Annotated in this window: 15 protein-coding genes; 6 read left to right on the top strand and 9 right to left on the bottom strand. The window is 73.1% G+C overall.

From position 1 onward, the window contains the following. The first annotated feature begins 539 nt into the window (after positions 1–539). The 3 genes from GV126_RS13425 to GV126_RS13435 all read left to right on the top strand — a co-directional run bounded on the left by GV126_RS13425 (position 540) and on the right by GV126_RS13435 (position 2914). Positions 540–1031, top strand: a complete 492-nt coding sequence (locus GV126_RS13425; protein WP_159666032.1) for a hypothetical protein — start codon at positions 540–542, stop codon at positions 1029–1031. Positions 1032–1134: 103 nt separating this feature from the next. Further along, positions 1135–2058 carry a bifunctional helix-turn-helix transcriptional regulator/GNAT family N-acetyltransferase gene (locus GV126_RS13430; protein WP_159666035.1) on the top strand — a complete coding sequence of 308 codons (924 nt, stop codon included), beginning with the start codon at positions 1135–1137 and terminating at the stop codon, positions 2056–2058. Positions 2059–2113: 55 nt separating this feature from the next. After that, the gene (locus GV126_RS13435) at positions 2114–2914 is read left to right on the top strand and encodes a sugar phosphate isomerase/epimerase family protein (RefSeq protein ID WP_159666038.1); all 801 of its coding nucleotides are present in this window, start codon (positions 2114–2116) and stop codon (positions 2912–2914) included. Here GV126_RS13435 and GV126_RS13440 read toward each other — a convergent pair. Both GV126_RS13440 and lpdA read right to left on the bottom strand, forming a co-directional pair. After that, positions 2898–3536 (bottom strand): GNAT family N-acetyltransferase, encoded by a 639-nt coding sequence (locus GV126_RS13440; RefSeq protein ID WP_202035192.1) that lies wholly within the window; start codon positions 3534–3536, stop codon positions 2898–2900. The two genes, GV126_RS13435 and GV126_RS13440, sit on opposite strands and share 17 nt — an antisense overlap. 91 nt (positions 3537–3627) lie before the next feature. Further along, on the bottom strand, positions 3628–5028 hold the full coding sequence (gene lpdA, locus GV126_RS13445; protein WP_159666044.1) for a dihydrolipoyl dehydrogenase: 1401 nt from the start codon (positions 5026–5028) through the stop codon (positions 3628–3630). Positions 5029–5532: 504 nt separating this feature from the next. Here lpdA and GV126_RS13450 point away from each other — a divergent pair. Together GV126_RS13450 and GV126_RS13455 are read left to right on the top strand one after the other, a co-directional pair. Next, positions 5533–7443: a glycoside hydrolase family 3 protein gene (locus GV126_RS13450; RefSeq protein WP_159666047.1), complete on the top strand. Its 1911-nt coding sequence runs from the start codon at positions 5533–5535 to the stop codon at positions 7441–7443. A 181-nt stretch (positions 7444–7624) separates the two neighbouring features. Next, positions 7625–8227 carry a hypothetical protein gene (locus tag GV126_RS13455; protein WP_159666049.1) on the top strand — a complete coding sequence of 201 codons (603 nt, stop codon included), beginning with the start codon at positions 7625–7627 and terminating at the stop codon, positions 8225–8227. 33 nt (positions 8228–8260) lie between these two features. Here the strand turns inward: GV126_RS13455 and GV126_RS13460 are convergent, their stop codons facing one another. From GV126_RS13460 to GV126_RS13475, 4 genes are all read right to left on the bottom strand, one after another. Further along, the gene (locus tag GV126_RS13460) at positions 8261–9712 is read right to left on the bottom strand and encodes a S28 family serine protease (protein ID WP_159666052.1); all 1452 of its coding nucleotides are present in this window, start codon (positions 9710–9712) and stop codon (positions 8261–8263) included. A gap of 97 nt (positions 9713–9809) precedes the next feature. Further along, positions 9810–10199, bottom strand: a complete 390-nt coding sequence (locus GV126_RS13465) for a hypothetical protein (RefSeq protein WP_159673644.1) — start codon at positions 10197–10199, stop codon at positions 9810–9812. Positions 10200–10302: 103 nt separating this feature from the next. Beyond that, complete coding sequence (locus GV126_RS13470; RefSeq protein WP_159666054.1) at positions 10303–14043, bottom strand: ABC transporter ATP-binding protein; 3741 nt, start codon at positions 14041–14043, stop codon at positions 10303–10305. Positions 14044–14241: 198 nt separating this feature from the next. Continuing rightward, positions 14242–15165, bottom strand: coding sequence for a serine hydrolase (locus GV126_RS13475; protein WP_159666057.1), 924 nt, complete (start codon positions 15163–15165; stop codon positions 14242–14244). Between the two features lie 143 nt (positions 15166–15308). Between GV126_RS13475 and GV126_RS13480 the strand changes: the two genes are divergently transcribed. Beyond that, a complete protein-coding gene (locus GV126_RS13480; protein ID WP_159666060.1) occupies positions 15309–15929 on the top strand; it encodes a DUF7691 family protein in 621 nt (206 codons plus the stop codon). A 104-nt stretch (positions 15930–16033) separates the two neighbouring features. Here GV126_RS13480 and GV126_RS13485 read toward each other — a convergent pair whose 3' ends face one another. The 3 genes from GV126_RS13485 to GV126_RS13495 form a co-directional block, all read right to left on the bottom strand. Beyond that, entirely contained in the window at positions 16034–17719 is a 1686-nt protein-coding gene (locus tag GV126_RS13485) for a thiamine pyrophosphate-binding protein (RefSeq protein WP_159666063.1), read from the bottom strand. Further along, complete coding sequence (gene speB / locus GV126_RS13490; RefSeq protein WP_159666066.1) at positions 17716–18696, bottom strand: agmatinase; 981 nt, start codon at positions 18694–18696, stop codon at positions 17716–17718. The genes GV126_RS13485 and speB overlap by 4 nt, the downstream gene beginning before the upstream one ends. Positions 18697–18762: 66 nt before the next feature. Next, complete coding sequence (locus GV126_RS13495) at positions 18763–20241, bottom strand: sodium:solute symporter family protein (protein ID WP_159673646.1); 1479 nt, start codon at positions 20239–20241, stop codon at positions 18763–18765. Positions 20242–20707: the final 466 nt, after the last annotated feature.

Genomic DNA, 20707 nt, shown 5'->3' on the forward strand with positions numbered 1-20707 from the left:
CGGCCGGGTTCGACCGCTGCACCGTGTCGGGATGCCGCGCTCGGCGCAGCGACCCGGGGCCGAGCTGGGCAGCCGGGTCTGCCCCCGTCCCGTCACAGGTCTCCTGGAACTCCCGGCGGGACGGGCGTCCGGTGCGGCCCTGTCCCGAAGTCGGCCGCCGTGTGGCCCCGTGACGCCGGGGCGGGCGAGGTGGCGTGTCAGGGACGGCGCACGGCACGCGCGCAAGCGGCGTGGACGCGACCGGACTGCGCCCTGCCTCCGGAGAGACCGGCCTGCCGGCAGGGCTCCCATGCATCGGCGTCCTCGATCGGTTGGTCACACCGAAGGCAGAGCCGGACGCCGGCCAGGGCATCGAGGTGGCCGCACAGCGCGATCACCGTCCGGCCGAGCCGCTTCGAGGCGGGCGCGCGGCTGCGAGCGATGCTCCACACCCGGGAGGCCTGGGCATACGCGGCGATGAGCCGCCCCTCCGCGCTTCGCCGCGCGTCGCAGAAGCACGCACAATGATCCGCGACCTTCTGTCCAGCTGAGGAAGAACCATGACCACGATCGCCGTGACAGGGCACATGGATCTGGCCGAAGGCAGCATGCCCCTGGTCCGCGACGCCCTGCGTGAGACGCTCAAGCCGTACGCGGCGGAAGGGGATCTGGTCGGCGTCTCGTGCATCGCCAAGGGCTCCGACACCCTGTTCGCCGAAGTCGTGCTGGAACTCGGCGGACGGCTGGTCGTGGTCATCCCCTCGAAGGACTACCGGCACGCCGAGGTGCAGCAGGATCACGCCGAGACCTTCGACCGGCTCACCGAAGCCGCTGATGAGGTCGTGGTGCTGCAGCACGAGACCGCGAATCGGTCAGCGTACGAGGACGCCAACAGCACGCTCCTCCGGCAAGCCGACCGCCTTGTCGCCGTGTGGAGCGGCGAGCCGCCCTCCGGGAAGGGCGGCGGCACCGCGGACACGGTCCTCGCCGCACGCGAGACCGGCATGCCGGTCGACGTCGTGTGGCCCGAGGGAGCAGCGCGCCGGAGCTGAGCGCGAGCGCCGGCGGCCCGGCCGGACCCCTCGCCAAGGGTCCCCCTCCGGCCTACCCTCGAAGAGCGGGACCTCTGACTCAGTCAAATATCCGGGGGCGACGATGACCGTCCAGGACGTCCGGGCCTTCAACCGCTTCTACACGCAGCTGATCGGGGCCCTCGACTACGGCCGCCATCTGTACGCGCCGTACAGCCTCACCGAGTCCCGGGTCCTGTACGAGCTGGCGCACGCCGAGGGTGCGGACGCGGCCGATCTGCGTGCGCGGCTCGATCTGGACGCCGGGTATCTCAGCCGCATCCTGAACAAGTTCCAGGACGCGGGGCTGGTCGAGCGCGGTCCGTCCGCGGCGGACCAGCGGCGGCGGCGGATCACGCTCACCGCGCGCGGGCGCGAGGCCGCCGCGCTGCTCGACGAGCGGGCCCGCCGGACGGTCGGGGCGCTGCTCGACACCGTGCCCGAGACCGACCGGCCGCGGCTGGCGGAGGCGATGCGCACCGTGCGGAGCATCCTCGGGGACGGAGCGGCCGGGGCGCCCGGCGAGGTCGTGCTGCGCGGGCCGCGCCCGGGCGACCTGGGATGGATCGTGCAGCGCAACGGCGCCCTGTACGCGTCCGAGTTCGGCTGGGACGCCACGTACGAGGGCCTGGTGGCCCGGATCGTCGCCGACTTCGCCGCGCAGCACGACCCGCGCCGGGAGCGGGTGTGGATCGCCGAGTGGCAGGGGCGGGCGGTGGGCTGCGTGATGTGCGTGCGGGACGACGCGGGCCCGGACACCGCCCGGCTGCGGCTGCTGCTCGTGGAGCCCGAGGCGCGCGGGCGCGGGGTCGGGGACCGGCTGGTGCGGGCCGTGACCGGCTTCGCGCGCGAGGCCGGGTACCGGGAGGTGGTGCTGTGGACGAACGACGTGCTGGCCGCCGCCCGCCGCCTGTACCGGCGGCACGGTTTCGTCCTGGTCGCCGAGCGGCCGCACCACTCCTTCGGCAAGGACCTGGTGGGCCAGGACTGGCGGTTGGAGCTGTCGTGACACCGGCGGTGCCGGGCATCGTGATCCGGCGGCACCGGCAGTAGGGTCGGTGACCATGAAGCTGGCGTTCTCCACTCTCGGTGTCCCCGGCCTGCCCGTCCCGGAGGTCGTCGCGCTCGCGACGGCCCACGGCTACCACGGCGTCGAACTGCGCGCCCACCCCGAGGAACCGGTGCACCCCGGTACGAGTCCCGCCGAGCGCGCGGAGGCCGCCGCGCTGTTCCGGGCGGCCGGCGTCGAGGTGCTGGGCGTCGCCGGGTACGCGCGCGTCGCCGCGCCCGGTGAGGACGCGCCCGTGCTGGAGGAGATCCGCGGCCTGCTGCGGCTGGCGCACGACCTGAACGCACCGTACGTGCGGGTCTTCCCCGGGGCCGACCCGGCCCGGCCCCGGGAGGAGTCCGACGCGACGGCCGCCCGGCGGCTGGGCGCCGCCGCCGAGGACGCCGCCGCGCTCGGGGTGCGGATCCTGCTGGAGACGCACGACTCGCACCGCACCGGCGCCGACGCGATCCGCGTCCTCGGCCCGGTCGGGCACAAGCACGTGGGCGCGCTGTGGGACGTGATGCACACCTGGCTGGGCGGCGAGCAGCCCGCGCAGACGTACGCCGCCCTCGCCCCGCACCTGGGCTACGTGCAGGTCAAGGACATCGCCTCGGCCGAGGACACGACCCCGCTGCCGCTGGGCGCGGGGGTCCTGCCGCTCGCCGAGTGCGTGGAGGTGCTCTCGCGGCAGGACTGGGACGGCTGGCTGTGCTGGGAGTACGAGAAGCGGTGGTACGAGGCGGCGGCCCCGCTGCCGGACCTGCTGGGCGCGGGCCGGGAGCACCTGGCCGGGCTGCTCAACGCGTCGGCGTAGGCCGCGGCGCCCCGGCCGCCCGGAGCACCCTGGCCTCCAGGCGGCCCCGGCACTGCGGCCACTCCTCGGCGGTGATCGAGAACAGCGCGGAGTCCCGCAGGCGGTCCTCCTCGCCCGGGACCCAGGACCGGGACCAGTTGCGCAGGACGCCCTCGAAACGGGCGCCGACGCGCTCGATGGCCGCGCGGGAGCGGGCGTTGCGGGCGTCGGTCTTGAGGTCGACGCGGGAGACCTGCCACTCCTCGAAGGCGTGCCGGAAGAGCAGGAGCTTGGATTCGGCGTTGACGCCCGTGCCCTGGGCGGAGCGGGCCAGCCAGGTGAAGCCGACCTCGACGGCGTCCAGGTGGTCCTCCGACAGCCAGCAGCGCGGATCCCAGTAGGCCGTGGTGCCCACCGCGCGTCCCGTGGCGAGCGAGACCTGCGCGTACGGCGCGAGCCGGCCGGTGGCCGCGCGGGCGAGCTGGGCGTCGATGTACGCCTCCACCTCCGCGGCCCGGGGAACCCACGTGAACGCGTACGTGTCCCGGTCCTCCTCCGCCGCCGTCGCCAGATCGGCCGCGTGGTGGTGTCCCAGCGGCTCCAGGCGGACGAGGGCGCCCTGCAGGACCGGGCCCTTCAGCATGTAGGTCACGGGGGGAGTCTGACGCACCCCGCCGCGGCCCGGGAAACGGTTTTCCGCGGGTCAGTGGGCGGGATGCGTCACCGGTGCCGCGCTACATGTTGATCATGTGGCCGGCCAGCCCGTGGATCGCCTCCTTGACCGCCTCGCCCAGCGTCGGGTGCGCGTGGACGTTGCGGGCGACCTCGTGGACGGTCAGGTCCCACTGCTGGGCCAGGGTCAGCTCCGGCAGCAGCTCGGTGACCTCGGGTCCGATGAGGTGGGCGCCGAGCAGCTCGCCGTACTTGCCGTCGCTGATGACCTTCACGAAGCCGACGGCGTGGCCGAGGCCGTGCGCCTTGCCGTTGGCGGAGAAGGGGAACTTGGCGACCTTCACGTCGAAGCCGCGCTCGCGGGCCTGCGCCTCTGTGTAGCCGAAGCTGGCGATCTGCGGCTGGCAGTACGTCGCCCGCGGGATCATGGTGTAGTCCAGCTCCATGGTCTCCGCGTCCGCGATGGTCTCGGCGGCCACCATGCCCATGGCCTCGGCGGCGTGCGCCAGCATGAGCTTGGCCGTGACGTCGCCGATGGCGAAGATGTGCGGGACGCTGGTGCGGCAGCGGCCGTCGACGTCGATGGCGCCGCGCTCGGTGAGGCGCACCCCGGTGTTCTCCAGGCCGTAGCCCTTGACGTTCGGGGCGAAGCCGATGGCCTGCAGGACCTTGTCCGTCTCCAGCACCCGCCGCTCGCCGCCCTTGTTGACGGTGACGCGGACGCGCTGGCCGGAGTCGTCGATGGCCTCCACGGCGGTGCCGGTGAGGACCTCGATGCCGAGCTTGCGGTAGTGCCGGGCGAGTTCCTTGGAGATCTCCTCGTCCTCGGTGGGGACCATGCGGTCGAGGAACTCGACGATGGTCACGTCCACGCCGTAGCTGCGCAGCACGTAGGCGAACTCGACGCCGATGGCGCCCGCGCCGGCGATGACGATGCTGCCCGGCAGGGTGTCGCTGAGGATCTGGCTCTCGAAGGTGACCACCCGCTCCGACAGGGCGGTGCCGGGCAGCAGGCGGGGGCTGGCGCCGGCCGCGATGATGCAGTGGTCGAAGGTGACCGTCTCGGTGCCGCCGCCGGTCAGGGCCACCGTCAGCGTGTGGTCGTCGGTGAAGGTGCCGCGGCCGTCGAACTGGGTGATGGCGTTCTTCTTCATCAGGTAGTGGACGCCCTTGACCCGGCCGTCGGCGACCTTGCGGCTGCGCTCGTAGGCGGGGCCGTAGTCGGCGGAGACCTCGCCGCCCACGGAGATCCCGTAGGACTTGGCCTCGTTGGTGACGAACTGCACCATCTCGGCGTTGCGCAGCAGGGCCTTGGAGGGGATGCAGCCGACGTTGAGGCAGACCCCTCCCCAGTAGCGCTCCTCGACCACCGCGGTGGCGAGGCCGAGCTGAGCACCGCGTACGGCGGCGGTGTAACCGCCGGGTCCCGCTCCCAGAACAAGAAGATCGAAATGTTGGCTCACAAGGACACCTTCGGCCGAACCGGCCGGGGCCACAACCGGGATACCCGGACACGGTCTGTGACGTTCCCCTCACCGGTCACCGGTGTTGTGCCTTGTCACCCGCGCCTCGGCGCGCGGGAAGCGGTGCCCGGGCGGAACCGGGCGGGGTGCCCGCCCGTCCCATCGGCACGCTGCCGGATCAGTCCCCGCGGTGCGGTGTCGGCCTCGCCGACGGATGCGATCGCCGGCCCCCTCTCGGCCGCACCGCGACCGGCAGTCCGCCGTCACCGGCGCCTCCCCCTCCCTGGCGCCGGTGACGGCCCCCTCGCGCCGGTGACGGCTCCCTCGCGCCGGTGAGGGCTGCTGGTGCCGGGGGCGCCCCGCGCGCCGGGCAACGCCCCGCGCTGCGCGCTCCCTTGACTGGCAGAAACTTCCCGGATATTGGTGGCACCTCGGAAGTTTCCTTCACGATGTTCCGGCGCAAGTCCACGATCCCCCGGCGCAAGTCCTCCGGAAGGAGCGCACGTGCACGACACCAGCAGCGCGGAAGGCACAGGAAGACCGGGACCCACCGCGCATCCGGCGTCCGCCGCGTCCGCGGCGGGCGCCAGACGCCCCTCGCGGCGCACCGTCCTCGCCGCCACGGCCACCCTCACCGCCGCCCTGGCCGTCCAGGGCACCGGCACCGCCCGGGCCGCCGGCCGGCCCGACGAGAAGCGGCTGCGCGCCCTCGTCTCCCGGATGACGCTGGAGGAGAAGGTCGGCCAGCTGTTCGTGATGCGGGTCTACGGCCACTCGGCCACCGACCCCGACCAGGCCGACATCGACGCCAACCTCAAGGAGATCGGCGTCCGCACCGCCGCCGAGCTGATCGAGAAGTACCGCGTCGGCGGCATCATCTACTTCGCCTGGGCGCACAACACCCGCGACCCGCAGCAGATCGCCGGCCTGTCCAACGGCATCCAGCGCGCCTCCCTGCAGCAGCCGCGCGGCCTGCCGATGCTCGTCGCCACCGACCAGGAGCACGGCATCGTCTGCCGGGTCGGCAAGCCCGCCACGCTCTTCCCGGGCGCCATGGCGGTCGGCGCCGGGGGCTCCACCGCCGACGCCCGCACGCTCGGCCGGATCTCCGGTGCCGAGCTGCGCGCCATGGGCATCAACCAGGACTACTCCCCCGACGCCGACGTCAACGTCAACCCGGCCAACCCGGTCATCGGCGTGCGCTCCTTCGGCGCCGACCCGGACGCCGTGGCGCGCATGGTGGTCGCGGAGGTGAGGGGGTATCAGGGCTCCGGCGTCGCGGCGACCGCCAAGCACTTCCCCGGGCACGGGGACACCGCCGTGGACAGCCACTACGGCTTCCCGGTCATCACGCACAGCCGGGAGCTGTGGGAGAAGCTGGACGCGGTGCCCTTCCGGGCCGCGATCAAGGCCGGCATCGACTCGATCATGACGGCCCACATCCAGTTCCCGGCGCTGGACGACTCCGGCGACCCGGCCACCCTGTCCCGGCCGATCCTCACCGGCATCCTGCGCGAGGAGCTGGGCTACGACGGCGTGGTGATCACGGACTCGCTGGGCATGGAGGGCGTGCGCAGCAAGTACGGCGACGACCGGGTGCCGGTGCTGGCGCTGAAGGCGGGCGTGGACCAGCTGCTCAACCCGCCGTCCCTGGACGTGGCGTGGAACGCGGTGCTCAACGCCGTGCGCACCGGCGAGCTGACCGAGGACCGGCTGGACGAATCGATCCTGCGCATCCTGCGCCTGAAGGCCCGCCTGGGCCTGTTCCAGAACCCGTACACCACCCCGGCGGACGTCACCCGCACGGTGGGCACGCCGGAGCACCTGAAGGCCGCCGACGCCATCGCCGAGCGGACGACGACCCTGCTGGTGGACGAGGGCGGGCTGCTGCCCCTGTCGCGGCGCACCCACAACAAGGTCCTCGTGTTCGGCGCCGACCCGGCCTCGCCCTCGGGCACCACGGGCCCGCCGACCGGCGTGCTCGCCGCCGCCCTGACCGAGCTGGGCTTCACCGCCACGGCCCTGTCGACCGGCACGGCCCCGTCCAAGGCCACCGCCGACAAGGCCGTCGCGGCGGCCCAGGGCGTGGACGCGGTGGTGGTGGCCACGTACAACGTCACGGCCGGCAGCGCACAGAAGACGCTGGTGGAGCGGCTGGTGGCGACGGGCCGGCCGGTGATCGCGGTCGCCGTGCGCAACCCGTACGACGTCGCCCAGCTCCCGACGGGGGCCGCGGCGTTGGCCACCTACTCGTGGACCGACGTCGAAGTGCGCGCCGCCGCCCGGGTCATCGCGGGCCGGGTGGCACCGCGCGGCCCGCTGCCGGTGCCGGTGCAGCGGGCGGACGACCCGGCGCAGACGCTGTACCCGATCGGCTACGGGCTGTCGTACGGACGGCACCGGCCGGACCACTGACCGGGCTCGCGCGGCGGACGTAGGGCACGTACGCCGCGCACCCGGCGGACCACCCCCAACGGACCCAAAGCGTCCCGCGCACCCGGCGGACCACCCCCAACGGACCCAAAGCGTCCCGCGCGCCTGGCGTGGCCCCGCCGCCGCGGGCCACGCTGGACGGGGTGCGGGCGGGGGGTTGGCGATGCGCAGGAGCGGATCCGTCGGGGCGGTGTGCGTGCTGCCGGTGCTGCTCGCCGCCTGGCTGACGGGTTGCCGGGCGGGCTCGTCGGGGCCGCCGCCCGCGACGAGCGCGCCGCAGCCCGCCGGGTACGGGGCGGTGTTCCTCGGCGTGGGCGAGTGCAGTTCCTTCGGCACCACGCGCTTCACGGAGGTGCCGTGCACCGGGGAACGGGCGGCGGCCCGGGTGATCGCCCGCCACGACGGCCGGCCCGAGGACGGCCCGCCGTGCCCGCCGGTCACCGACTTCGTGCTGCACATCAGCGCCCAGCGGCAGCCGGGCGGCGACGGTGTGATCCCCCAGGGCTACGCCTGCATGCGCACCCTTCAGCCGCCGCACCCGGGCGACCCCGGCGGCGGGGGCGGCCCGCGCACCATCCCCGGCGACTGCCTCTACGGCGCGGGCCGCGGCCAGGTCCGGGAGACCGCCTGCGACGGCACGGGCAAGCAGAAGCCGCAGTACCAGGTGGTGCGGGCGGTGCGCAGCCGCGCCCGGTGCCCGGCCACGACCGCCCTGTACGTCCAGCTCGGCGGCACCGACCCGGTGGGCTGCGCCCGGCGGTGGTGAGGCCGGGCGCAGTCCTGCCGGGTGCGGCCGTCGTCAGGGCCGCAGGGCCGGCTCCCGCTCGGCGTCGCGCGCGTCGAGCTTCGCGTCGTAGCGGGCCAGCGGCCTGGCCGCCGCCGGGTCCGCCGCGACCGCGGTGGAGGCGACGCCCGCCCACTGCAGGATCCTCGCGGTCGCCAGCGCCTTCTCCTCGGGCACCAGGCCGGCGACGTTCGCGCCGTGGTTCATGCCCGGCGCGGTGAAGACATAGGAGTCGCGGGCGCCGTGGCCGAGGCGGAACCGCTCCGAGCCCCACGGGTCGTTCTGCCCGTACACGAAGAGCATGTGCTCGGCGTGGTGGCGTACCCAGGTGTCCACGTCCCGCATCGCCCACGGCTGGAACCGCATCGGGATGGAGCGCGGCACGAAGTTGCGCGGCGGCTGGTAGCCGTAGCGGATGAGCTTCTTCTCGATGGACGGGAAGTGGATCGTCGGCGCGCCCAGCTGCGTGCCGGCCTGGTAGTAGTACGGCGTGTAGGTCTCGAGCCCCTGGTCGGTGTAGGCGGAGAAGCCGGAGATGGTGTCGACGGAGTCCCAGATCGCCTGGTCGGTGGCGTTCTTCGCGTCGGCGGGGATCGTGTCGCAGTCCTTCAGCAGGCTGTACTGCCAAAAGCCCCACACGTAGTCGAGGACGACGGCCTCGTAGGCGCGGTCCAGGCTGCCGATGGTGGTGAAGGTGTAGCCGTTGTCGGCGGCGTACTGGGCGTACTTCTTCTCCAGGGGCTCGCGGCGCACCAGCGCCTCGCGCTGCACGGCGTTCAGCCGGTCGCGGCACTCCTTGGTGCCGACGGTGGCGAAGAAGCGGTCGTAGGCGGAGTCCTCGTCGTTCACGACGTCGTTGGGGGCGACGTAGGCGACCACGCCGTCCATGTCGCGCGGGTAGAAGCGCTCGTAGTAGGTGGCCGTCATGCCGCCCTTGGAGCCGCCGGTGGCCAGCCAGTTGCGGGGGTAGACCCGCTTGAGGGCCTGGAAGACGCGGTGCTGGTCGCTGGCCGCCTGCCAGATGTCGAGGGTGGACCAGTCGGCCGGTTCGGGCCGGGAGGGGGTGAAGAAGCGGTATTCCAGGGAGACCTGGTTGCCGTCCACGATCTGGGTCGGCTCGCGGCGGCCGGGGCTGGTGGAGACGTTGTAGCCGCTGGTGTAGAAGACCGTCGGGCGGTCGACTCCCTTGTGCAGCACGGTGATCCGCTGCTGGAAGGTGCCCTTGGACGGGTCCCGGTGGTCGACCGGCTGGGTGTAGTTCAGGACGAAGAAGCGGTAACCGGGGTAGGGCTTCTCCTGTATCAGGCTCATGCCCGGTATCGCCAGGAGCCGGTCCTTGATGTCCGGGTCACCGCTGTGTGCCGTGGAGTCGGTGGCCTCCGGCGGGGCCGCGGTGGCCGTCCCCGCCGTGCCCAGCGTGCCGATGAGCACCGCGAGCGCGAGCAGCCATCTGAGCGCCTTGCGCATGCACCCTCCCTGTGAGACAGATGTGCGCCGGAAGCTATCGGTCAACTCGGCGGCGCACCAGGGGAGTCGGTGAAATCCCCGGCTGTCTCTCAGGCGGTCAGCACAGGATCCAGCCGCTGTGCACCGAGCCCGTGCCCACCGCTCCGGACACCCGCACGCAGCGGTGGCCGGCGTGGACGGTGACGGGGCCCGCGTGGGAGGAGTAGCGGCCGGTGTCGGTGACCGGGCGGTTGCCGCGGGCCTGCACCGACACCGACATCAGGCGCCTGCCTCCGGGCTTCTTGGGCACGGTGAGCACGCACACGTAGCCGTCGCGCTTGTAGACGCGCACGGCGCCGGTGGCGAACGGCACGGTCCTGACCTGGTGGCCGGCGCAGGTGGACGCCGCCGCCTGCGCGCTGGCGGGCAGGGCGAGGGCGAACAGTCCGGAGCCGGCGAGCACGGCCAGGCCGGCCGCCAGCCGCCGGCGCGTCACCCCACGGTCCACGATGGTCACTCCCCGAACATCGAGCGCATGTGCGTACAGATGTACGGACGCGGGGCGGTGCCGCATGGTTGCCGCGGGGGCCGGGGCTGGCGCGCCGGGCCGCTCAGCGGGTCGCGCCGGCCGGTTCCTCGGGTCGGGGCGCGCCCACGAAGGTGCGCCACAGTTCGGCGTGCCGCCCGCCGCGGGCGAGCAGTTCCTCGTGCGTGCCGTCCTCGGCGACGCGGCCGTGGTCCATGACGACCACCCGGTCCGCGCGGGCGGCCGTGGTGAGCCGGTGGGCGACCACCAGCGTGGTGCGGCGGCCGGCGAGCCGGTCGGTGGCCTGGTTGACCTGGGCCTCGGTGGCCAGGTCGAGCGCGGCGGTGGCCTCGTCCAGCAGCAGGATGTCGGGGTCGACGAGTTCGGCGCGGGCGAGCGCGATGAGCTGGCGCTGCCCGGCGGAGAGGTTCCGGCCGCGTTCGGCGACCTCGTGCAGGTAGCCGCCCTCCAGCGTGGCGATCATCTCGTGCGCGCCGACCGCCCGGGCCGCCGCCTCCACCTCGGCGTCGGTGGCGTCGGGGCGGCCGTAGGCGATGGCGTCGCGGACGGTGCCCGGGAAGAGGTACGCCTCCTGCGGGACGACGCCGAGCCGGTGCCGGTAGGCGGTCAGGTCCAGCGCGCGCAGGTCGGTGCCGTCCACGGTGATCCGGCCGCGGGTCGGGTCGTAGAACCGGGCGACCAGCTTCACCAGGGTGGACTTGCCGGCGCCGGTCTCGCCGACGAAGGCCACGGTCTGCCCCGCGGGGATGCGCAGGTCGATCCCGGTCAGCGCGGCCTCGCCGGTGTCGTCGGAGCCGTAGGCGAAGTGGACGTCCTCGAAGGCGATCTCGCCGCGCAGGGCGGGCACTTCGCGGGGCGTCTCGGCGGGCTTGGTGGAGGTGGGCTCCCGCAGGAGTTCCTGGATGCGGCCGAGGGAGACGGTGGCCTGCTGATAGCCGTCGAAGACCTGGGAGAGCTGCTGCACGGGTGCGAAGAACAGGTCGATGTAGAGCAGGTACGCGACGAGTGCGCCCGTGGTCAAGGTGGCGTCCTGCACCCGCCCGGCGCCCACGATCAGCACCGAGGCGGCCGCCACCGAGGACAGGAACTGCACGAACGGGAAGTAGAGCGAGATCAGCCACTGGCCGCGGATGCGGGCCCGGCGGTAGCTGTGGCTGCGCTCGGCGAACCGGCGCCCGCCGTCCCGCTCGCGCCGGAAGGCCTGCACGATCCGCAGCCCGGCCACCGACTCCTGCAGGTCGGCGTTGACCACCGAGACCCGCTCGCGGGCCAGCTGGTACGCCTTCACGCTGGCCCGGCGGAAGAAGAAGGTGGCGAGGATCAGCGGGGGCAGGGTCGCGAAGACCACCAGGGCGAGCTGGACGTCGATCACCAGCAGGACGATCATGATGCCGAAGAAGGTGACGACCGAGACGAAGGCGGTGACCAGTCCCGTCTGCAGGAACGTCGACAGCGCGTCGACGTCCGTCGTCATCCGCGTCATGATCCGGCCGGTCAGCTCGCGCTCGTAGTAGTCCAGGCCGAGCCGCTGGAGCTGGGCGAAGATCTTCAGCCGCAGCGCGTACAGGACCCGCTCGCCGGTGCGGCCGGTCATCCGGGTCTCGCCGACCTGCGCCGCCCACTGCACGAGCACCGCGAGCAGGGCCAGCAGGGAGGCCGACCAGACGGCGCCCAGGGCCATCTTGGTCACGCCCTGGTCGATGCCGTGCCGGATCAGCACCGGCAGCAGCAGGCCCATGCCGGCGTCCACGGCCACCAGCGCCAGGCTGGCCAGCAGCGGCAGCCCGAAGCCGTGCAGCAGGCGGCGCAGGCCGTAGGAGTCCTCGGCGCGTACGGCCCGCTCCTCGTCGATGCCGGGGGTGTCGGTGGCCGGGGGCAGGGCCTCGACCTGGGCGAGGAGTTCCGGGGTGGCGGGGGTGCCGGACAGGGCGGCGTCCTTCGGCTCCCGGTCGCCGGTCCACAGCCGGGGGGTCACCCCGCGTTCGGCGTCGAACTCGGCGTCCAGTTCCTCGCGCACCGAGGTGTCCTCGCCGGGGGCGGCCGGCTGGACGTGGCCGGGCGAGACGCCGCCCAGCTCGTCGGGGTCGGTGAGCAGCCTGCGGTACAGGGCGCAGCGTTCCTGCAGTTCGTCGTGGGTGCCGATGTCGACGAGGCGGCCCTGGTCGAGGACGGCGATGCGGTCGGCCAGGCCCAGGGTGGAGCGGCGGTGGGCGATGAGCAGCGTGGTGCGCCCCCGCATGACCTGCCCCAGCGCCTCGTGGATCTCGTGCTCGACGCGGGCGTCCACGGCGGAGGTGGCATCGTCCAGGACGAGCAGGCGGGGGTCGGTGAGGATGGCGCGGGCCAGGGCGATGCGCTGGCGCTGGCCGCCGGAGAGGGTCAGGCCGTGCTCGCCGACGGTGGTGTCGTAGCCGTCGGGCAGCTCGGTGATGAACCGGTCGGCCTGGGCGGCGCGGGCGGCGGCCCGGATCTCGTCGTCGGTGGCGTCGGGGCGGCCGTAGGCGATGTTGGCGCGGACGGTGTCGGAGAAGAGGAAGGAGTCCTCGGGGACCAGGCCGATCGCGGCCCTGAGCGAGTCGAGGGTCAGCTCGCGCACGTCGTGGCCGCCGACGAGGACGGCGCCGTGGGTGACGTCGTAGAAGCGCGGCAGCAGCAGGGACAGCGTGGACTTGCCGGAGCCGGAGGAGCCGACGACGGCGAGGGTCTCGCCCGGCTCGATGGTGAAGCTGAGGCCCTTCAGGACGGGGCGCTCGGGGTCGTAGCCGAAGGAGACGTCGTCGAACTCGACGGTCGCGGGGGCGTCGGCGGGCAGCTCCTTGGGGCCGTCGGTCAGGGTCGGCTCGGTGTCGATCAGCTCCAGGACGCGTTCGGTGCCGGCGCGGGCCTGCTGGCCGACCGTGAGCACCACGGCGAGCATGCGGACCGGGCCGACGAGCTGGGCGAGGTAGCTGGAGAAGGCGACGAACGTGCCGAGCGTGATGTGCCCGCGCACCGCCAGCCAGCCGCCGAGCGCGAGCATGGCGACCTGGCCGAGGGCGGGCACGGCCTGCAGGGCGGGGGTGTACTTGGCGTTCAGCCGGATGGTGCGCAGCCGCCCGGCGAACAGCCGCCGGCCCACCGCGCGCAGCTTGGCGGTCTCCTGCTCCTCCTGCCCGAAGCCCTTCACCACGCGCACGCCGCTGACCGCGCCGTCCACGACGCCCGCGACGGCGGCGGCCTGCGCCTGCGCGTACCAGGTGGCGGGGTGCAGTTTCGTACGGCTGCGGCGGGCGATCCAGCCGAGCGCCGGGGCCACGGCGAGCGCCACCAAGGTCAGCGGCAGCGACAGCCAGGCCATGATGACCAGCGAGATCAGGAACAGCAGCACGTTGCCGATGGTCATCGGCAGCATGAACAGCAGGCCCTGGATCAGTTGCAGGTCGCTGGTGGCGCGCCCGACGACCTGCCCGGTGGACAGCTCGTCCTGGCGGCGGCCGTCGAGCCGGGTGATCGTGGCGTACATCTCGGTGCGCAGGTCGTGCTGGACGTCCAGGGCGAGCCGGCCGCCGTAGTAGCGGCGGACGTAGGTGAAGACGTAGACCAGCAACGCGGCGCCGATCAGGGCGCCGGCCCAGGGGGCCATGGCGCGGCTGTGGTCACCGACGACGTCGTCGATGATCACCTTGGTGATCAGCGGGACGACGGCCATGACGGCCATGCCGGCCAGGGAGGAGCCGAGGGCGAGGACGACGTCCTTCGGATGGCGCCATGCGTACGCGGCGAGCCTGCGCGCCCATCCCCGACTCTCCCCCGGTCGCGCTGCCACGTCGATGCCTCCCTGACGGTCTGATCTACCGGAAGGCACCAACGCGGACGGCAGCGGATTTCATCCCTCCGCAACAATCGGGTCCGGCCGGACACGACGATCGCGGCCGGGCTGACCGGGCGGACCGTCAGCGGCCGGGCGGGGCGGCGGGCCGGCCGCGGGCGGCACCGCGGGTCAGCTGCCGGGCGGCACCGCGGGTCAGCTGCCGGGCGGCACCGGCACGAACGCCTCCGTCGGCCGGGGCGGCGGCGTGACCCGGTGGGCGGTCCGGGTGGTCGGGGCGAGGTCCTTGTGGATGGCCCGGGCGATGTTCTGGATGGTGGCCACGCCGTAGTCCATGGTGCTGTTGTCCTGCGTGAGCACCGTGATCATGTAGTCGTGGCCCCCGCCGTTGAAGGTGCCGACGCTGTGCACCCGCCAGCCGTGGGTGGCGCGCTGCAACCAGCCGTTCTTGACGTGCACGGCGACGGTGGAGGGGGCTCCGGCGGGGGTGCCCCACCGCTGGGAGGAGACGACCTGGCCCATCAGCTTCAGGATGTAGGCGCGGGAGCTGTCGCTCAGGACGCTGTTCTTCGCGGTGATCAGACCGAGCAGTTTCTGCTCGTCGCGCACGGTGATCTGGGTCAGCCCCCAGTAGCCGCCGGTGCCGGGCTTGGTCTGGGTCATGCCGGCCGCGGCGAGGAAGCCCTTGACCTTCGTCAGGCCCAGCTGCTTCCACAGCGTGCTGGTCGCGTCGTTGTCGGACCGGGTGATCATCGCCTTGGCGAGGGAGGACTCGCGGTCGGTGAGGTACCGGTCGTGCTTCTTGGCGTCCCACAGCAGGGTCGCGAGCACGGTGACCTTGACGACGCTGGCGGAGTCGTAGGCGGTGGACTCTCTGAGCGTGCAGGTCGTGTTCGTGGTGCGGTCGCGCAGGCCGACCGCGACGGTGCCCTTGCGGCCGGCCAGCGCGGCGGTGATGTCCTTCTGCAGCTTCGCGGCCAGTCCGGAGCGGCCGGAGGTGCAGCTGACCTTGGGCGTGGCGGCCGCGGCGGGGGTCGCGGCGGCCACGCACGGCACGAGCAGCCCCGCGCCGACGGCCGCCGCGAGCACGCGGGCACGGCGGGATATGGAGTGAGTCATGCCTTCAGGACGCACAGGAACACAGGAATGGTTGTGCGAACCGGGCGGAAGGTGACGACTCGTTACCCCGCGACCCCGGCCCACCGCCCCCGCCCGGCCCGTTGCGATCATGGTGCGACGAGGGCGTGAACGGGGAGGAACCGATGAGCCATCACCTTCAGATGAGCACCGGGGACATGCGCACGGTCGTCCGGCTGCTCACCGCCGTGGAGCCGACACCGGAGCAGCAGCGGATGCTCGGCGTCGTGCGCGAGCGGTGCGCGCAGACGGACGCCCGGTTCCAGGAGGACGGCCGCGACGGCGACCTGTCGGTCCGCCGGGCCCTCGACGAGCTCCTGGAGGGCACCTACAGCAGGGACACGGACCCCGCGTACCTGCACGCCTTCCACGCGGTGGTGGCCTGCCACTTCTCGGACGTCACGGACCTGGGATGGTGGCGGCGGCTGTCCTGGTTCTCCCTGGTGGACGGCGAACTGGCCCGGCACGGCGTGCCGTTGGACCTGCGCCCGTCCTCGTTCCTGTTCAACGGGCCGCCCCTCAGGCTGCCCCACCCCGGTGACGTCGTCCCGTCGGTCGGCCTGCTGCCCGCCCCGCGCGCCGCCGCCGTCGCCGACGCCTACGAGGCCGTCCTGCCCCGCCTGGACCAGGAGTACGCCCAGACCGTCGGCAGGTTCGCCGAGGTGCTGCGGTTCGAGGCGGAGGAGTGGGAGAGCGCGCGGCGTCTGGGACAGACCCTGGACACGATCTTCTTCTGGTGCAGCTGAGCGGGTCGGCCGAGCGGGTTCAGCCCGGGGGCCGTCGCTCGTAAGGGAAGGGAGGGCCCGTCCTCAGCCCAGATGTGTGGGCGCGAACATGCGCAGCCGCGCCGTCACCCCAGATGCGTGGGCGCGAACATGCGCAGCAGCGCCGGGAGCACCACCACCGACGGGCCCGGGGTGGACAGGGCCTTGGCCAGGTCCTGTTCCAGGGTCTCGGGGGTGGTGCGCAGGCCGGGGACGCCGAAGGACTCGGCGAGGGCGACGTAGTCGGGGCGGGTCAGCTCCGTGGCCGTGGCCTGGCCGAAGGCGTCCGTCATGTACTCGCGCAGGATGCCGTAGCCGCCGTCGTCCACGATGAGCCAGGTGACGTTCAGGTCGTACTGGCGGGCCGTGGCCAGTTCGGCGATCGAGTACAGGGCGCCCCCGTCGCCGGAGACCGCCAGGACCGGGCGGGTGGGGTCGGCGACGGCGGCGCCGAGCGCCGCGGGGAAGCCGTAGCCGAGGCCTCCGGCGCCCTGCGCGGAGTGCATGGTGTTGGGCGCGCCCGCGTCGAAGGCCGACCAGGCCCAGTAGGCCAGGATCGTCATGTCCCAGAAGGACGGGGAGCCGGCGGGCAGGGCGCGGCGGACGGAGGCCAGCACCTGCTGCTCCAGGTCGAGGTCCTGGGCGGCGATGCGGGCGCGGACCTCGGCCAGCAGGTCGCGTACGCGGCCGGCCGCCGTGTCGTCGGGGCGCTCGTCCACCGTCTCCAGCAGGGCCTGCAGGGCCAGGCGGGCGTCGGCGTGGATGCCGAGGGCGGGGTGGTTGGACTCCAGCTTGCCGAGGTCGGCCTCGATCTGGATCACGCGGCCTCGGGGCTTGAACGTGTGGTAGTTCGAGGAGAGTTCACCGAGGCCCGAGCCGACGACGAGCAGGACGTCGGCGTCCTCCAGGAAGTCGGTGGTGTGCCGGTCCTCCAGCCAGGACTGCAGGGACAGCGGGTGGTTCCACGGGAAGGCGCCCTTGCCGCCGAAGGTGGTGACGACGGGGGCGTTCAACTTCTCCGCCAGCACCCGCAGCTTGCCGGAGGCGTCCGCGCGGACCACTCCCCCGCCGGCGATGATCGCCGGGCGGCGGGCCGTGGACAGCAATCGGGCGGCCACCGCGGTCAGTTCGGGGCGCGGCGGCAGCTCGTCCGGGGTGGCGTCCAGCGCCGTCACCACCGGCAGGTGCGCCGGGGCCAGCAGGACGTCCTGCGGGATCTCCACCCACACCGGGCCGTGCGGGACGGTGAGCGCCGACTTCCAGGCCGCGGCGATCGCGGAGGGGATCTGGGACTGGGTGCGGACCGTGTGCACGGACTTGACCACGCCCCGGAACGAGGCCGCCTGGTCGGGGAGTTCGTGCAGATAGCCGTGGCGGCCGCCGCCGAGCCCGGCGGTGGGGACCTGGCTGCCGATCGCCAGGACGGGGGCGGAGGCCGCCGCCGCTTCCTGCAGCGCGGCCAGGGAGGTGAGGGCTCCCGGGCCGGTCGACAGCAGCAGCGGGGCGGCCTCGCCGGTGATACGGCCGTAGGCGTCCGCGGCGAAGCCCGCGTTGTTCTCCACCCTGAGGCCGATGTAGGTGAGGTCCGAGCGGCGCAGGGCGTCGAACATGCCGAGCGCGTGCTGGCCGGGCAGGCCGAAGACGCAGGTCGCGCCCAGCCCGGCCAGGGTCTCCACGACGAGGTCTCCGCCGGTGCGGCCGGGGGGAGGGTTCAGCGCGGCCTCCGTCTGGGCGGCCGTCGGACGGAGTTCCAGGTCGTGGTCGTGGGTCACTTGCCCTCGTTCTCCTCGCGGGCGGCCGCGATCCGGCGGGTCATGATCGTGGTCAGTTCGTACGCGGTGTGGGAGGCGGCCACCGAGGTGATCTCGGCGTGGTCGTAGGCCGGGGCGACCTCGACGACGTCCGCGGAGACCAGGTTGCAGGAGGCCAGGCCGCGCAGGATCTCCAGCAGTTCGCGGGAGGTCATGCCGCCCGCCTCGGGGGTGCCGGTGCCGGGGGCGTGGGCCGGGTCGAGGCAGTCGATGTCGATGGAGATGTACAGCGGGCGGTCGCCGATGCGCTGCCTCAGCTGGTCGGCGACCTCGTCGGCGCCGCGCCGGTAGACGTCGGCGGAGGTGACGATGCCGAAGCCCATCTTCTCGTCGTCGGTGAGGTCCTGCTTGCCGTACAGCGGGCCGCGGGTGCCGACGTGGGAGAGCGCGGAGGTGTCGAGGATGCCCTCCTCCACGGCCCGGCGGAACGGGGTGCCGTGGGTGTACTCGGCGCCGAAGTAGGTGTCCCAGGTGTCCAGGTGGGCGTCGAAGTGCAGCAGGGCGACGGGGCCGTGCTTCTTGGCCACGCTGCGCAGCAGCGGCAGCGCGATGGTGTGGTCGCCGCCGAGGGTCATCAGGCGGGCGCCGGTGGCGAGGAGGTCGTCGGCGGCGGCCTCGATCGTGTCCACGGCCTCGTTGATGTTGAAGGGGTTCACCGCGATGTCGCCGCCGTCGGCCACCTGCGCGAGGGCGAACGGGGAGGCGTCCTGCGCCGGGTTGTAGGGGCGCAGCAGCCGGGACGCCTCGCGGATGGCGTTGCCGCCGAAGCGGGCGCCCGGCCGGTAGGAGACGCCCGAGTCGAACGGCACGCCCACGACGGCGACGTCGGCGCGGCCGACCTCGTCCAGGCGGGGCAGCCGGGCGAAGGTCGCGGGGCCGGCGTAGCGCGGGACGCGCGAGGAGTCGACGGGGCCGCGGGGCGTCTCGGTGCTGCTCATGAAATGCCTTCTTTCCTGCGCTTCGTCGCGCATGTACTGCTTCTCGTTCGACTCTACTGGTGAGGTCTAACGGTGGGCCGGGGCCGGTTCGGGGGCGAGGTCGGGGGTACGTCCGGCCAGCCGGGCCCGCCACACGGCGAGGACGGCCTCGTCGGTGGGCCGGGTGGCCAGGGAGCCGGCGACGTAGGCGACCAGGGAGGCCAGCAGCCCGTAGTAGACGGGCTCGTTGGCGAGGACGCCGTAACCGATCATCAGGCCGATGACGGCGAGGCCGCCGACGGCGACGGAGGCGAGCGCGCCCTGCGCGGTGCCGCGCTTCCACAGCAACCCGCCGAGGATCGGCACGAGCAGCCCGCCGACGAGCAGGTTGTAGGCCACGGTCAGCGCCTCGACGACGTCGTTGAGCGCGATGGCGGTGCCGATCACCGCGACCCCCATGACCAGGATGAAGGCGCGGTTGCCCTGGACCTCGTCGTGCGCGTCGCCGTCGGTGTCCGTCCCGTCGGTGCGGCGCACCGCGCCGCGCAGCCGCGACCAGATGTCGTTGTTGGCGACGGTGGCGCAGGCGATGAGCGCGCCGGAGGAGGTGGACATCACCGCGGCGAGCGCGGCGGCCAGCACCAGGCCGCGCACGCCGACGGGCAGTTCGGCCTTGACGATGGTGGCGAAGGCGTCGTCGGCGCTGCCCAGGTGCGGGTAGAGCACCTTGGCGGCGGTGCCGATGACGGCGCCGGCCAGCGCGTAGACCAGGCAGTAGGTGCCGGCGACGGTGCCGCCGATGCGGGCGACCCTGTCGCTGCGCGCGGTGAACACCCGCTGCCAGATGTCCTGGCCGATGAGCATGCCGAAGGTGTAGATCAGCACATAGGTGAAGATCGTCTCGCCGCCGATGCCCAGCGGGTCGAAGTAGGAGGTCGGCAGCTTGGCCTCCATCGCGCCGAAGCCCCCCGCCTTGATCACGGCCACGGGCAGCAGCAGGAGCAGCACGCCGATGGTCTTGACCACGAACTGCACCATGTCGGTCAGCGTGATGGACCACATGCCGCCCAGGGTGGAGTACGCGACGACGATCGCGCCACCGATGACGATGGCGACCGTGCGGTTCAGGTCGAACAGGACGTCGAAGATGGTGGCGTAGGCGATGGTGGAGGTCACGGCGAGCATGAGGGTGTAGGCCCACATGACGATGCCGGAGATGAGGCCCGCCTTGCCGCCGTAGCGCAGGTCGAGCATCTCGGAGACGGTGTAGACCTTCAGCCGGGCGATGCGGGCCGAGAAGAAGACCGACAGGGCGAGGATGCCCAGGCCGATGGTGAACACCATCCACGCGCCGGACAGGCCGTACTGGTAGCCGAGGCCGACGCCGCCGATGGTGGAGGCGCCGCCGAGGACGATCGCCGCCATGGTGCCGGAGTACATCGCGGGTCCCAGGCGGCGGCCCGCCACCAGGAACTCGCTCTTGGACTTGGCGCGGCGCATGCCCCACCAGCCCATGGCCAGCATGCCGGCCAGATAGACGACGATCACTGCGTAGTCGACGGCCATGGGCCCTCCTTCGCGCACCTCGGTGGCGTGTCGTGCAGAAACGGGTGGATGTCCTGCCGGGAGCAGGGACCCGGCAGCGCCTCGCGGGGACATCCGCCCGTACCCGCGGCTGCCGGTCTGGACTGACATTAGGTGGCCGAAAAGCGACTGCGAAGTGTACGTTTCATCCATTCCCTGCTGCCGGAATGAAGAAAGTGCACACATGCCGGACGCGCAGACCCCCTCCGCCCCGGCCGCCGACATCGCAGACTCCGCCCTACTCGACCACCTACCTCCCCGCATTGCCCCCCTCCCTCCTCCCCTCGAAGCCCCGCCCCCCTCCCCCCCCCCCCCCCCCCCCCGCCCCCCCCCCCGGCCCCCCCCGCCCCGCCCCCCCCCCCCCCCCCCCCCACCCGCTCCCGCCCCGCGACCTCCGCCCCCCTCCCGCCGCGCCCCCGCGCCCCACCGCGTGCCGCGTCCCCCACGA

It is taken from the genome of Streptomyces mexicanus (assembly GCF_902506575.1).
GTDB lineage: Bacteria > Actinomycetota > Actinomycetes > Streptomycetales > Streptomycetaceae > Streptomyces > Streptomyces mexicanus.

Coding starts and splice junctions, on each gene's coding strand:
- speB (WP_159666066.1), bottom strand. CDS start 18,696: ATGAGCAGCACCGAGACGCCCCGCGGCCCCGTCGACTCCTCGCGCGTC.
- GV126_RS13430 (WP_159666035.1), top strand. CDS start 1,135: ATGACCGTCCAGGACGTCCGGGCCTTCAACCGCTTCTACACGCAGCTG.
- GV126_RS13425 (WP_159666032.1), top strand. CDS start 540: ATGACCACGATCGCCGTGACAGGGCACATGGATCTGGCCGAAGGCAGC.
- GV126_RS13440 (WP_202035192.1), bottom strand. CDS start 3,536: ATGCTGAAGGGCCCGGTCCTGCAGGGCGCCCTCGTCCGCCTGGAGCCG.
- GV126_RS13495 (WP_159673646.1), bottom strand. CDS start 20,241: ATGGCCGTCGACTACGCAGTGATCGTCGTCTATCTGGCCGGCATGCTG.
- GV126_RS13460 (WP_159666052.1), bottom strand. CDS start 9,712: ATGCGCAAGGCGCTCAGATGGCTGCTCGCGCTCGCGGTGCTCATCGGC.
- GV126_RS13475 (WP_159666057.1), bottom strand. CDS start 15,165: ATGACTCACTCCATATCCCGCCGTGCCCGCGTGCTCGCGGCGGCCGTC.
- GV126_RS13455 (WP_159666049.1), top strand. CDS start 7,625: ATGCGCAGGAGCGGATCCGTCGGGGCGGTGTGCGTGCTGCCGGTGCTG.
- GV126_RS13480 (WP_159666060.1), top strand. CDS start 15,309: ATGAGCCATCACCTTCAGATGAGCACCGGGGACATGCGCACGGTCGTC.
- GV126_RS13435 (WP_159666038.1), top strand. CDS start 2,114: ATGAAGCTGGCGTTCTCCACTCTCGGTGTCCCCGGCCTGCCCGTCCCG.